General features: G+C 42.2%; 13 protein-coding genes. 10 read left to right on the forward strand and 3 right to left on the reverse strand.

The window, feature by feature from the left end:
* Positions 1 to 59 precede the first annotated feature (59 nt).
* Complete coding sequence (locus ACFS6H_RS15655) at positions 60 to 929, forward strand: tetratricopeptide repeat protein (RefSeq protein WP_386100928.1); 870 nt, start codon at positions 60 to 62, stop codon at positions 927 to 929.
* Positions 930 to 1,231: 302 nt separating this feature from the next.
* Here ACFS6H_RS15655 and ACFS6H_RS15660 read toward each other — a convergent pair whose 3' ends face one another.
* Positions 1,232 to 2,059 (reverse strand): ZIP family metal transporter, encoded by an 828-nt coding sequence (locus ACFS6H_RS15660; protein ID WP_386100931.1) that lies wholly within the window; start codon positions 2,057 to 2,059, stop codon positions 1,232 to 1,234.
* 5 nt (positions 2,060 to 2,064) lie between these two features.
* The gene (locus ACFS6H_RS15665; protein ID WP_386100934.1) at positions 2,065 to 2,724 is read right to left on the reverse strand and encodes a metal-dependent transcriptional regulator; all 660 of its coding nucleotides are present in this window, start codon (positions 2,722 to 2,724) and stop codon (positions 2,065 to 2,067) included.
* A 106-nt stretch (positions 2,725 to 2,830) separates the two neighbouring features.
* Here ACFS6H_RS15665 and ACFS6H_RS15670 point away from each other — a divergent pair, with 106 nt between their 5' ends.
* Positions 2,831 to 3,811, forward strand: coding sequence for a hypothetical protein (locus ACFS6H_RS15670; RefSeq protein WP_386100937.1), 981 nt, complete (start codon positions 2,831 to 2,833; stop codon positions 3,809 to 3,811).
* 7 nt (positions 3,812 to 3,818) lie between these two features.
* On the opposite strand, the gene ACFS6H_RS15675 is transcribed toward ACFS6H_RS15670, so the two are convergent.
* The gene (locus ACFS6H_RS15675) at positions 3,819 to 4,322 is read right to left on the reverse strand and encodes a TlpA family protein disulfide reductase (protein WP_386100940.1); all 504 of its coding nucleotides are present in this window, start codon (positions 4,320 to 4,322) and stop codon (positions 3,819 to 3,821) included.
* Between the two features lie 313 nt (positions 4,323 to 4,635).
* Between ACFS6H_RS15675 and ACFS6H_RS15680 the strand changes: the two genes are divergently transcribed.
* The 8 genes from ACFS6H_RS15680 (at position 4,636) to ACFS6H_RS15715 (ending at position 12,932) form a co-directional block, all read left to right on the forward strand.
* Entirely contained in the window at positions 4,636 to 4,998 is a 363-nt protein-coding gene (locus tag ACFS6H_RS15680; RefSeq protein WP_386100943.1) for a BlaI/MecI/CopY family transcriptional regulator, read from the forward strand.
* 43 nt (positions 4,999 to 5,041) lie between these two features.
* Complete coding sequence (locus tag ACFS6H_RS15685) at positions 5,042 to 7,390, forward strand: M56 family metallopeptidase (RefSeq protein WP_386100946.1); 2,349 nt, start codon at positions 5,042 to 5,044, stop codon at positions 7,388 to 7,390.
* A 106-nt stretch (positions 7,391 to 7,496) separates the two neighbouring features.
* On the forward strand, positions 7,497 to 8,924 hold the full coding sequence (locus ACFS6H_RS15690; RefSeq protein WP_386100949.1) for a TlpA family protein disulfide reductase: 1,428 nt from the start codon (positions 7,497 to 7,499) through the stop codon (positions 8,922 to 8,924).
* A gap of 132 nt (positions 8,925 to 9,056) precedes the next feature.
* Entirely contained in the window at positions 9,057 to 9,623 is a 567-nt protein-coding gene (efp, locus tag ACFS6H_RS15695) for an elongation factor P (protein ID WP_386100952.1), read from the forward strand.
* A 174-nt stretch (positions 9,624 to 9,797) separates the two neighbouring features.
* Positions 9,798 to 10,286 (forward strand): acetyl-CoA carboxylase biotin carboxyl carrier protein, encoded by a 489-nt coding sequence (accB, locus tag ACFS6H_RS15700; RefSeq protein ID WP_386100955.1) that lies wholly within the window; start codon positions 9,798 to 9,800, stop codon positions 10,284 to 10,286.
* A 110-nt stretch (positions 10,287 to 10,396) separates the two neighbouring features.
* Positions 10,397 to 11,734 (forward strand): acetyl-CoA carboxylase biotin carboxylase subunit, encoded by a 1,338-nt coding sequence (accC, locus tag ACFS6H_RS15705; RefSeq protein ID WP_386100958.1) that lies wholly within the window; start codon positions 10,397 to 10,399, stop codon positions 11,732 to 11,734.
* A gap of 77 nt (positions 11,735 to 11,811) precedes the next feature.
* Positions 11,812 to 12,066, forward strand: a complete 255-nt coding sequence (locus ACFS6H_RS15710) for a GlsB/YeaQ/YmgE family stress response membrane protein (protein ID WP_386100961.1) — start codon at positions 11,812 to 11,814, stop codon at positions 12,064 to 12,066.
* Between the two features lie 422 nt (positions 12,067 to 12,488).
* The gene (locus tag ACFS6H_RS15715) at positions 12,489 to 12,932 is read left to right on the forward strand and encodes a hypothetical protein (RefSeq protein ID WP_386100964.1); all 444 of its coding nucleotides are present in this window, start codon (positions 12,489 to 12,491) and stop codon (positions 12,930 to 12,932) included.
* The last annotated feature ends 20 nt before the right edge of the window (positions 12,933 to 12,952 follow it).

The following is a 12,952-nucleotide window of genomic DNA, read 5'->3' on the forward strand; positions in this document are numbered from 1 at the left end:
CCGCATTAAACTATTGGCTTATGATACACAAACTATACATGTTTATACTGCTATTTATAATGTATATACCAACAGGTTATGCCTGCATTAATCATTATGTAATAGATGGTAACGGCCATAGCCATACTTATAGCTTTGATCATCCCACGGCTATACGGGTTTCTTATCGTTTAGATAGTATAACGGTACAGCGGGTAGAGCGGCATCCAACCGGTTGGGATAATGAAGAACAGTTTAAGTATATTTCCAATTACTGTGCATCATTAATAAAGCTGGGACGCTTTAAAGAGACCATCCCGATGCTGAAAAAATTATTGTTGAGCTATCCTGACGAATACGAAATAAATGCCAATTTAGCCGTAGCGCTGGAGTTAGACGGGCAATTGGAAACTGCTTTGTCCTACCTGAAAAAATCAGTTTCAATCCGGCCGGATGCACATGATAAAAGCGAATGGTTTCATATAAATGTATTGGAAGCCGCCATAAAATTAAAACAACAGCAATTCAACCTGCAAACCGATAAAGTACTGAACATTCCAACAGGTCATAATATGATAATTGCTAACCAACTGGCTTATCAGTTGCAGGAAAGAATCCCGCTGACAAAATCTGCCAATGTTTTACTGAGTAAAACCATTGAAGAAGCTGCCGATTATTTTAATAAAAACCTTTCCCTGGAATGGTCGGTTGAACTATATGCTATTGCCGTTGCCTATTCAGCTGATACGATGGAGGTTTTCCGGTTATGGACTAAGATAAATACAGCCAGAAAAAAATTATTAACCTACCGTAAAACATATAACAGAGACTCACCGTCAAAATACCTGTTTAGTAAAAACTGGAAAGTGATGCTTACAAAAAACTATATTGACAGGTGGCGGAATTATATCCCATTGTATTATAAAGGCGATATTGTTACATCGTTTTAATGAACCACTGATTCATTTTTAATAGTGTTATATGAGCCGATTAAAAATTTATTCGGCTCAAAAAATGGCAAAAAATGAGCCGATTAGGTTGGCTAATCGGCTCATGGAATTCACTGATGTATATGTAATAGTCTGTTCATTGCTGATAGTTGTACTTCTGCTGAAAGGCTGGCGGATGGAAGCGGTAGCTGGCTTTGAGGGCTGTGTGAGGGCAGCCACTACAAGCGTACAGCCGCATATGGGCCGATACCTATACCACAGGTGAAAGCCCCTGTATAAAATTTGAACAACCAAAAGGCCCTTTATCCCAGTGATACGTCCAGTATCATCATAATAAGGAAGCCGCCGATAAACCCTAAAACGGAACGGTCGGTATATTTATCCCGCTGGGTTTCGGGGATCACTTCTTCCACCACCACAAATATCATAGCACCCGCGGCAAAAGCCAGCGCAAAGGGCAGGATAGGCTGCATATAAATAACGGCTATAGCACCTACCACACCGGCAACAGGCTCTACAATAGCCGATAACTGGCCGTACCAGAAACTCCGTTTACGGCTTACCCCGTGCCTGCGCAAAGGCATAGCTACCGCAATACCCTCGGGGAAGTTTTGAATGCCGATACCGATAGCGAGGGCAATGGCCGCGCTTACCGATGCACCGTCCATACCGGTGGCAGCAGCACCAAACAATACCCCCACGGCAAGTCCTTCCGGTATATTGTGTAAGGTAATGGCCAGTATTAATAAAGTGGTTTTATGCAGTTTGGTTTTTACGCCCTCGGTTTCACTGATACCAAAGTTGAGGTGCAGGTGTGGTGTAACACGGTCCAGGAAATAAATGAACAGGGCGCCTAATAAAAAGCCTACGGCTGCCGGCACCCAGCTATAACCGGGATACATTTTTTCGGACATTTCGATGGCCGGGTTCAATAATGACCAGAAACTGGCCGCCACCATCACACCACCGGTAAAACCCAGCATGGGATCGAGTACACCACGGCTTAATGTTTTAAAGAAAAAAACCAGCGATGCGCCAGCAGCCGTTACCAGCCAGGTAAAAGTGGTGGCAATGAGTGCCGCATATACAGGGCCTATTTCAATAAAGAACTGCTCAATACTTTGCATCATGGTGGTTATATTTTCACGTAAATATTCTCTGCCAGCTGGCGGCTGATATGGATAAGGGGCTGCTTGCCTATTTTTAATTCGAGGGAGCCGTCAAAATCAAATTTCTTTTTTACTTCCAGGCGTGTACCCAGGGCAATGGCTTTATGGTCCAGCAGTTCCAGCATATCGGCCGACTGGTCTTTTACATGACACACAACGGCCGCTTTATTCAAAGCCAGTTCATTTAAAGCGATCTGCCGGCTGATCTCAATTTTACCGGAAGCATCGGGAATAGGATCGCCATGCGGATCAAAACGGGGAAAATCCAGGAACTCATCCAGGCGGTTGATCAGTTTTTCATTGCTTACATGCTCCAGTTCCTCGGCCACTTCATGTACCTCATCCCAGCTGAACTGTAGTTTTTCTGACAAAAAATACTCCCACAACCGGTGCCGGCGAATGATCATTAAAGCGGTCTTGCGACCCTCGGGTGTAAGCTTAAACCCTTTATATGCTTCGTAATGAATGATCTTTTTGGCCTTCAGCTTCTTCATCATATCGGTAATAGAAGCCGGCTTGGTATTTAATTCCGCCGCCAGTTGATTGGTACTTACCGGCTGATCGCCATGTTGCAGGTGATAAATGGCCTTGATATGGTTCTCTTCGCTGATTGAAAAATTTGGCATCCCGGAATAATATTTTTAGACAAATCTAAATAAAGAATTGCAGGTTGCAAAATGCAGTTGCAATGCCGCTAAAAAATGTTTACTTTGTCGGCATAAATAATTATCTATGAATTGTAAGCCGTTGGTATTTTTTCTGCTGGTATATACTTGCTGCCTGTTTACCTCCTGTAAGGAAGAAACAAAAACAGTAGACCTGAGTAAAGCAGAAACGGCTACGGTAGAGGAATTCCTGGCAGCTTTTCCCGAAACGGCAACTCCCTTTCGTTATGCCGATTCGGTATTAACACAAAAGCAATACGATTCGCTACGCATTACCAATAAAATAGTTACCCAGTTTGTACCGGACAGTATTTTCGCCGGTACTTTTGGTAAAGGGGCAAAGCCCAGGTTTTATCCCTACGCAAAAATGTATAACGAGGATAAAGCACAGTATTTAATTGCCAATGCCATTGACCCTAAAAAGAAAGCCAGCTTCCTGCTGATATTTGATAAAAAGAATAAATTCCTTGCCGGCATGCCCCTGCTGGTTTTAGATGCACAGTCCAATACCGAACAGCAGGTAAGTTTTGACCGCAATGCCAAATCCATATTCAAAGGCATTACGCGGAAGAATGCAGATGAATCGGTGAGCCAGGGCCAGACCGCTTATGCCTTTGATGAAGCGACCGCCAGTTTTGCGCTGGTAATGACCCAACCCCTGGATAATAAAGCCCCTGATTTAATTAACCCCATTGATACCTTTAGCCGCAAACAAAAGTATACCGCGGATTATGGTACCGGTAAAAACAACCTGGTATCCATTCGCGATGGCAGGCGTGAGAATAAACTTACTTTCTTCATCCATATTGACAAAGACAATGGCGAATGCACAGGCGAATTAAAAGGCGAGGCCACTTTAAAATCGGCTAACCTGGCCGAGTACCGGGTAGGGGGCGATCCCTGTGTGCTGGAATTTAAATTCTCGGGTAATTCGGTAACCCTTACCGAAGTGGAAGGTTGCGGCTCCAAACGTGACCTGCGTTGTTCCTTTAACGGGGTATATGCCCGTAAAAAAGCGCCGGCTGTTAAAAAAAGCAGTAAAAAATAAACAGCAATTACTTTATATAAGTCAGCATATCCGCCACGGTCATCGTGCCTTCGTGGCGTTTAATTAACTTATGTTTTTTATCGTAAATAGCGATCATGGGTAAACTGCTGATATCAAAATAAGAGATCAGCATATACTGCCTGTCCCTGCCAACCGTAATATTTTTATATTTCTCCAGCTGGTAATGTTTATAGAACTCCTTCATTTTCTCAAACGGCTGTGAAGTAGCCATCACAATATGTACGTCCTTCAGCTTATCTATATTTCGGATGATATCTTCAGTTTCATGTTTACAATGATCACAATCGGGACTGAACAAGATTAAAAAAACAGGCTTGTTCTTTTTAAACTTATCCTTGGTAAAAGTGGTGACACTATCCACCAGTAATATATTCAGCGGCGGATTATCGGGAAACTGCTGATAAGGCGATTGTTTGGCGTTACCATTTTGCGCAACTACATTACTAACTGTTATAACCAATAAACCTAATAAAATACTTAATTGCTTCATACAAACAAAGTAACGAAATAATGCTTTAAATAGTTGCATGTATACAACAGGTAAACCAGGCATACAAAAGCATTGATCAATGTTTTTTAAATAACAGGGGCTCCGGGCTTAGGTACTGCTATCAGCTGTGGTCCACCGCCCGGCTGCAATCCGGCGGCTTTAAGGCCGCCGGTATTTACGCCTAAGCGGTGCAGCCTTTCAGCCATATAACCATTAACAGGTACCTGTTTTTAAAACGTTAATATTTTCAAAAACAAATAATTTATTTTGCTATTTACGAATTTTTCGTAAACTTTACGAAAAATTCGTAGTCATGGTTCGTTTAACCTTACAGGAAGAGGAAGTAATGCTCGCCATCTGGAAAACAGGCGAGGGACTTATTAAGTTGTTTATGGAAAACATGCCCGATCCGCCACCTTATACCACGGTAGCATCCACCGTTAAAAACCTGGAGAAAAAAGGTTATCTCACCAGCAGGCCATTGGGTAATGCTTATATGTATAAACCCGCTATGAAGGAAGCCGAGTACAAAAAGAAATTCATGGGGCATGTAGTACAGGACTATTTTGATAATTCCTATAAAGAGCTGGTTAACTTTTTTGTGGAACAGAAAAAATTATCCGCAAAGGAGCTGAAGGAGATCATCAATATGATCGAAAAAGGTGATGAAAAGTAATTGTCCGTTGTACCAACTACACTCATTCATTTAATTAATAACTATGCCCCTGGTTTTTCAATACCTGCTTAAATTAAGTATCAGTTTAACCATACTGTACCTGTTTTATTATTTTGTACTGAGGCGTTTAACCTTTTATACCTATAACCGCTGGTACCTGCTGGGGTATTCCATACTCAGCTTCTTTATTGCAGCCATTGATATTACACCATTTGTAACCAACAATACACCGGCAACCTTTACCTGGCTGCAGCATTTTCCAACGCTACAGCAATTATCGGCCACACCGCTGCCGCCGGGCCATACCAGTGAAGCCCTCGCTGCACAGGCATCCTGGGGCGTATGGGATTACGCAGTTCTCGTGTTTATTGCCGGCATACTGGTGCTGACAGGCCGTTTAACCATACAGGTATTATCTTTTCGTAAAATAAAACGCAAGGCCAGCTTTATTCCTTCGGGCGATATACATGTTTACCAGGTTAACGCACCCATTATTCCTTTTTCCTTTGGTAAAAATATTTATATCAACAGCAGCCTGCATGCGCCACAGGAACTGGAAAAGATCATCCAGCACGAATTTGTGCATGTAAAACAAAAACATACCATTGATATTATCTGCAGCGAGATCATTTGTTTTCTCAACTGGTATAATCCCTTTGCCTGGCTTATACGCAAGGCTGTGCGGCAAAACCTGGAATATATTGCCGATGATACCGTATTGGGCAACGGTATAAACAAAAAAGAATATCAATACCTGTTATTAAAAGTAATAGGCAATCAAAAATTTAGTATAGCAACCCCTTTTAATTTTTCATCACTTAAAAAACGTATAGCCATGATGAACAAACTCAAGACATCAAAAATTCATGTATTAAAATTTCTCTTTTTGCTGCCCCTGATGGCAAGTGTACTGCTGGCCTTCCGCAGTAAAATGTCCGAACCCGGAAACAGTACTTTTATGTACGGTGGTATGGTCATTGACGGTGAATCAGGAAAACCGATGGCAAATGTAAAAGTACAGGAGCTGAACAGCGGAACAGCCGCCGTTACCGACCAAAACGGTTTCTTTAGTTTTAAAGCTACTGACAAGGTAATTGATCACAAACTGAGCCTGGACGGCAATACCAGCTCTGTGCACTTTTCTTACAGCCGCAGTGCCGATGATGGTAAAAGTTTCCTGGTATTGGTAAAAGCAGCACACAACGGTCCTGCATATAAAGTATTATCATCCTCTATTGCCATGGAGTGGGATGGTAGCCTGGAACAAGCCATTTCCAGGAGTAAAAGTTACGCAGACCAGTCCGACATAAAGGAAAAAGCTGATCCCCTGACCCATGGTGATATAAAAATAGAATCCAAAGGAGGCATGATGGGCTGGTCGGGCAATAAACCCAACGATGACATGTATGTAACTGCCGATACTATCAGCATCAGCATGGATAAACCAAAAGGCCTGGTGATTTATAATGATAAAATGTATACCGCCAGGGAATACAAAGAGCAGCTGGCAGATAAAGTACATGTAAAACAGGTTTACGTATTTTCTAAAGAAAACAGTAAAAGAATATGGGGCAACAGGGCCGGGGAGGGTGTGATCATGATCAACGATAATCCTTCTTTTAAACAATATGCCACCGCTTTAACCGATACCGTACCAGGCTCAAAAAAACTGGAAAAGAAAAAAGCTACGAACCAATATCATGATACCCTTACCTGGATTCAGAATGGAAGAGAAGCACATGACAGTTTTATTAAACGCCACCCTGAGGTACGTAATATCAACTGGTTGCACAGCAGCAATAAAGCCAAACATACAGAAAACGGTAAAGAGATCAGTAATATAAATGAGCATGCCAATGAACTTAGGCTGACTTTGCAAAATGGTACTACCGAAAAGTATAACCTGGACAGCGAAAGCGACCTGAAACGTTTTAAAGATAAATATGGCGAATTGCCGGTACAGGCGCCACCGCCACCAGTACCGCCTACACCAGCCACACCGGGTAAAGTAACACTTATTGCTCCGGCTACTCCGCCAGCACCACCGGCAACACCTAAAAAGCTTAACCTGTCGGCTCCAACGCCACCGCCGGCCCCTCCAACCCCGGTTACACAAAATATAAGTTTAAGCCCCGTTAAAACGGAGGCAGTGACTTTAACCGATATAAAAACAAACCTGGAAGAGGTAAAAATTGTAAACGTAAAACCAATAGTGAAGGAGGGAACCATAGTGGATATAAAGCCCGCCCTGCAGGAAGTTAAAATTATGCCTCAGAAAACAGTAGTGGAAGAGGTAAAAGTGCTAGACATAAAACCTGTTAATAAGGTTGAAACCAGGGAAAAACTAACACTCCAGGAGGTAAAGGTCGAGAAGATAAAATCGAAAGAATAAGGGGTTACCGGATCTTAATAAGTTATAACTTTAATAAGCAGGAGCTTCTCTGTAACCAACCAGGGGAGCTCCTGTTGATTATAAACCTTGCTCAATTTATAAACCTATGCTACAATCAAACCAAACTCACTGTACTCCCACCCATATCATAAAAGCGGGTTTTATCTTTTTACTTATCTTCTCGATCACACCGGTTTTTGCCCAGCAAAAATTAGTGCTGCTTACCAGCGACAAAAAAGTTGAAAGCCTTTGGCTAAACGTGTGGACAAGTGAAACCCAGGTGGAAACACAGTTGTATCGTTTAGGGACAGCCCATAAAACACTGAAAACAGAAATAACAGCAACAGAACCCGTACGTATTTCGGTTCATGCGCCCATACAAATAACAAATGGAAAGTTTATGACAGGATGGAGCTTTGTTTACCGCTTCATCCCCGGTGATACGGTGCAGATAAGTATGGGCGAGGCAAACATGCCTTTGTTTGTGGTAAAAAACAAGGCCCGCAGTTTACATGAAGATAATATGGAGTATTTTAAAATATTATCGGAGAAACAAAGGGGGTGGTCGGTTGATTTTGCCTCGGTGACCTCACACAGGGAAGGACTGGCAGCTTATTACCGTGTAATGGATAGCCTGCATCAAAAACAGCTTGTTTCGGACAGCTTTTTTACCGCAACTCTTAATGACAGGCCGTTTAAGGAGTCAGCATTGACCATCAATTTTTATCGTTCACAAAGGAAAACAGTGCCGGCCGATAGTCTTACGATCCCTTTATTTGAAGACTCCTTATTAGTTTATAACGGGTACCTGCCGTATATGACCACCTATATAAAAGGGGTGGCATTACCGGAAGAAAAAAAAGGGCCAGGCCGAACGATGCCATCCGATCTTCCGTTTTTTAATTACTGCCTGGTACAGGGAAAAGGAATAACACGCGATAAATTACTGTTTGCCACTTTACTAAGAATATATGAGTATGAAAAAAAATCCTTTGATACTTGCCTGGCAAAATACAGCACAGTATGTATGGATAAAACTAAACTGGATTTTTTAGCTGCATTAAAATCCAATGCCGCCAGGGATAAAGAATTTTTAATGTCAACCAAAACACTGAAGGATAAACTGGTCAGTGAAAAAACAGGGGAGTCCTTAAGTTTTAAAAACCTGCTGGATAAACATAAAGGTAAAGTAGTGTATATTGACTTTTGGGCAAGCTGGTGCAGCCCCTGTATAGCCGAAATGAAGTTTTGTGAGCAGCTTGGTAAAGACATGGAAGGCCAGCCTTTTGTCATTATTTCCGTTTCGCTGGATAAGGCTTTTTCGGCCTGGAAAGCGGCTTCAGCTAAATATATCCACGACAATAACAACAGTTATATCCTGGCCAACCCCGAAACAGCGGCCCTTATTAAACAATACAATTTATCCAGTATTCCCCGCTATCTCTTGATAAATAAAGAGGGGAAGGTAGTGGATAAGGATGCCAAAAGGCCCAGTGACAGGCAATTAGCAGAAGATATCAGGAAACTGTTGTAGGAATCAACGCTGTTAATTAAAGGTAAAAGCAGGTAGCAGGGCTGTCAATAAAAAATCTAAAAAAACACAATTGGCTTTCTGCGGGGTAAAAAATGGTTTCCCTATCTTTGCCGCCTTAAAAAAAGAGTTTTTATGGCAAATACTTCAGACATAAGCCGTGGCATGATCATTAAACTGGACGGCAGTTTATACTCGGTAGTAGAGTTTGGCGAAAACAAAACTGCCCGTGCTGCTGCGAAAGTTTGGGCAAAATTAAAGGGCGTGGATAATAACCGCTCTATTGAAAAAACCTGGAACTCAGGTGATACCATTTACCCGGTACGTGTAGAGAAAAGGGCTTTCCAGTTCCTGTATAAGGATGATACCGGTTACAATTTTATGGATAATGAAACATTTGAGCAGATAGCTTTAAATGAAAATATGGTGGACGCTCCCCAGTTTTTAAAAGACGGCCAGGAAGTGGGTGTTTTAATTAACACCGAAACTGAACAGCCTATGAGCGTAGAACTGCCTGATAAAATTGTTTTACAGGTTACTTATACCGAACCTGGTCTGCGTGGCGATACCGCAACCCGCACCTTAAAACCGGCTACTGTTGAAACCGGCGCGACTATCGGCGTTCCTTTGTTTGTAAACGAAGGGGAACTGATCCGCGTAAACACCAAAACCGGTGAATACGTAGAAAGAGTGAAAGAGTAATCTTTTAATTTTATAAAAAAATGGCCTGAAATTGTATGATTTTGGGCCATTTTTTATTGTTTTTAACCTTTTTTGGGGCAATTTCGCAAAAAAAGCGTTGATTTGCTTTTGGCTGGACAACACTGTCCGGGCCTTCTAAATTTTTAACTAATAATACCTGTTAAATTGAAACACATGGACTTTAAACAGATCCAGGAACTGATCAAAATGATCAACAAGTCGAACATTGGTGAAGTAACCATTGAGCAAAAAGACTTTAAAGTAACGATTAAGCAAAAAGAAGATCAGATAACACAGGTTGTAAGTGCTGCTCCTGTAACGTATGCTGCGCCACAAGCGGCTCCCGCCGCAGCCCCTGCGGCCGCACCAGCCAGTGCGCCTGCAGCTCCTGCCGCTGCCAAACCTGAAGCACCGGCCGGCAACCTGATTACCATTAAAAGCCCGATGATCGGTACATTTTACCGCAAAGCAGGCCCTGACAAACCAAGTTTTGTAGAGCCTGGAACCGAAGTAACCCCGGGTAAAGTGGTATGTATCATTGAAGCCATGAAACTGTTCAACGAAATTGAGAGCGAAGTAAGCGGTAAAATTGTAAAAATATTGGTTGACGACGCTACCCCTGTAGAGTACGACCAGCCTTTATTTTTAGTAGAACCAGCTTAATTTGAAAATTTGGAAATGAGCTAATGTGCTAATGGGTTTAAGAGTCATGATGCATGTTAGAACAATTCAATTGTCTAATTTTCAAATCATCTAATTTTCAAATTAAATTCATGTTCAAAAAAATACTAATTGCCAACCGTGGCGAAATAGCCCTCCGTGTAATAAGAACCTGTCGTGAGATGGGGATTAAAACGGTGGCGGTGTATTCTACTGCCGACAGGGATAGTTTACACGTTAAGTTTGCCGATGAAGCCGTTTGTATCGGTAAGCCTCAAAGCAGCGACTCTTATTTAAACATACCGCATATTATGGCGGCGGCCGAAATTACCAATGCCGATGCCATACACCCCGGTTACGGTTTCCTGGCCGAAAATGCCAAGTTTGCCAATATTTGTAAAGACCATGGTATTAAGTTCATCGGGCCAACTGCCGAGATGATCAACAAAATGGGGGATAAGATCACCGCCAAAGAAACCATGATCAAAGCCGGTGTACCGGTTGTACCTGGTGGTGAAGGTTTACTGCAAAGTATTGACGAGGCAAAAGGACTGGCCCGTGATATGGGTTACCCCGTTATATTAAAAGCTACTGCCGGTGGTGGTGGTAAGGGTATGCGTATTGTATGGGAAGAGAGTGAGATGGAGAAAGCCTACGATACCGCTAAAGCCGAAGCCGCTGCTGCGTTTAAGAACGACGGTATTTATATGGAAAAGTTTGTAGAAGAACCACGCCATATAGAAATACAGGTAGCAGGCGACCAGTACGGTACCATCTGCCATTTAAGTGAAAGGGATTGCTCTATACAACGACGTCACCAGAAGCTGGTGGAGGAAGCACCTTCTCCTTTTATGACCGAAGAGCTACGTCACCAGATGGGTGAAGCGGCTAAAAAAGCTGCCGGAGCCATTGGTTACGAAAGCGTGGGTACCATTGAGTTTCTGGTGGATAAACACCGTAATTTTTACTTCATGGAAATGAATACCCGTATACAGGTAGAACACTGTGTTACGGAAGAAGTGATCAATTTTGACCTGATCAAAGAGCAGATCAAAATTGCCATGGGTGAAAAAGTATCAGGTTTAGACCATTTCCCGCAGATGCATTCCATTGAATGCCGTATTAATGCAGAGGATCCCTATAATGACTTCCGTCCTTCACCAGGTAAAATAACCACCCTGCACCAGCCGGGCGGACATGGTGTTAGGGTTGATAGTCACGTATATGCGGGATACGTTATCCCTCCTTATTACGATTCCATGATCGGTAAACTGATCACTGTAGCCCGTACCCGTGACGAAGCTATTGATACCATGTACCGTGCCTTGAGTGAATATGTAATTGAGGGCGTAAAAACAACTATTCCTTTTCACTTACAGTTAATGCAGGACGAACGTTTCAGGAAAGGTGATTTTAATACCAAATTCCTGGAAACCTTTAAGCTGCATTAAAAACTGGCAGGTTAGTTGCTATACCAGAGAAGAGATAAGTTCTGTTCGTATTGTTTCACCATTAAAACAATTTATATATGGATCTTACAAGCGTTCTCATCTTTTTAGCAATTGGCGCCATTGCCGGCTGGCTGGCAGGTTTACTGTTCAAAGGCAGTGGCTTTGGTTTACTGGGTAATATAGTAGTTGGTATTGTAGGCGGTTTCTTTGGTGGCTGGCTGGCCCCTAAAGTAGGCATTACTTTTGGCGGCGGCATTATCGGCTCCATCTTACTGTCAGCGCTCGGCGCTATCATACTGCTAATTATTATTAACCTGTTCAGACGAGATTGACCTCAGGAAAATTTTACCATATAAAACCGGTGCCAGGCACCGGTTTTTTTATTTCACTGCACTAATGATCAATGATTTACTGATAGCTATTGATAAAGAATACTCTTTATCTGCTGAGTCCCCGATCTGCAAACTTGCAGCAACGGTAAAAACTTTTATTTATCCATAAGCACTAAAATGAAAGCAGATCCGAGAACTGATTATGATGCAAGAATTACGCAAATAGCCAAAAACCATCCGAATGAATGTGTCCGGAAAGCCATTCATATTGACTGAATCCGGCTGATCATACAGGGGCACTTACCATTCATCACTGTAAAAAAGAAGCTTATCTTAACCAAACAGGCATTATCATAAGCAGCTTTTTATTTTGCAATAATTCAGTTATTTTACAATACCATTGATCACCTAAATACTGAACCATGCAACCGTTTAAATTTTTATTGCTGTTAGGTATCGTAATACAATTGGTATCCTGCAAAGCCTTTATGCATGGATATACCAACGAAAAGTCGGAAAATACCTACCACCTGGTAACAGGCGATAAGAAAGCCTTTGGCGATAAAAGGATTGCCTATGCACAAAAACTGTATAAGGATTGTGAACTGGGCAGACACCTGAATTGTGTCTGTACGGACAGGGGCCTGCCGGATTTTTTTTATGAGTACCAGAAAGCAGATAAATGCAGGGGTATGAAACTTTTTTACCTTCAACGCGACTCTGTTTTTGTTTTTGAAGAACCACAAAAAAACAAATTATGCTCCGCTTTAAAAGAAGCCAGGAGAATGACCGAGCAGGAAAGGTATGTACACAAACAATTACAGGCCGGGTTAACCGCCAGGGAAATATATAAAGAAAACAGTTAGTCATTTGTTGGCCTTAGTCA

The organism is Terrimonas rubra, assembly GCF_042686025.1.
Lineage (GTDB): Bacteria > Bacteroidota > Bacteroidia > Chitinophagales > Chitinophagaceae > Terrimonas > Terrimonas rubra.

Coding starts and splice junctions, on each gene's coding strand:
- ACFS6H_RS15655 (WP_386100928.1), top strand. CDS start 60: ATGTATATACCAACAGGTTATGCCTGCATTAATCATTATGTAATAGAT.
- ACFS6H_RS15660 (WP_386100931.1), bottom strand. CDS start 2,059: ATGATGCAAAGTATTGAGCAGTTCTTTATTGAAATAGGCCCTGTATAT.
- ACFS6H_RS15665 (WP_386100934.1), bottom strand. CDS start 2,724: ATGCCAAATTTTTCAATCAGCGAAGAGAACCATATCAAGGCCATTTAT.
- ACFS6H_RS15670 (WP_386100937.1), top strand. CDS start 2,831: ATGAATTGTAAGCCGTTGGTATTTTTTCTGCTGGTATATACTTGCTGC.
- ACFS6H_RS15675 (WP_386100940.1), bottom strand. CDS start 4,322: ATGAAGCAATTAAGTATTTTATTAGGTTTATTGGTTATAACAGTTAGT.
- ACFS6H_RS15680 (WP_386100943.1), top strand. CDS start 4,636: ATGGTTCGTTTAACCTTACAGGAAGAGGAAGTAATGCTCGCCATCTGG.
- ACFS6H_RS15685 (WP_386100946.1), top strand. CDS start 5,042: ATGCCCCTGGTTTTTCAATACCTGCTTAAATTAAGTATCAGTTTAACC.
- ACFS6H_RS15690 (WP_386100949.1), top strand. CDS start 7,497: ATGCTACAATCAAACCAAACTCACTGTACTCCCACCCATATCATAAAA.
- efp (WP_386100952.1), top strand. CDS start 9,057: ATGGCAAATACTTCAGACATAAGCCGTGGCATGATCATTAAACTGGAC.
- accB (WP_386100955.1), top strand. CDS start 9,798: ATGGACTTTAAACAGATCCAGGAACTGATCAAAATGATCAACAAGTCG.
- accC (WP_386100958.1), top strand. CDS start 10,397: ATGTTCAAAAAAATACTAATTGCCAACCGTGGCGAAATAGCCCTCCGT.
- ACFS6H_RS15710 (WP_386100961.1), top strand. CDS start 11,812: ATGGATCTTACAAGCGTTCTCATCTTTTTAGCAATTGGCGCCATTGCC.
- ACFS6H_RS15715 (WP_386100964.1), top strand. CDS start 12,489: ATGCAACCGTTTAAATTTTTATTGCTGTTAGGTATCGTAATACAATTG.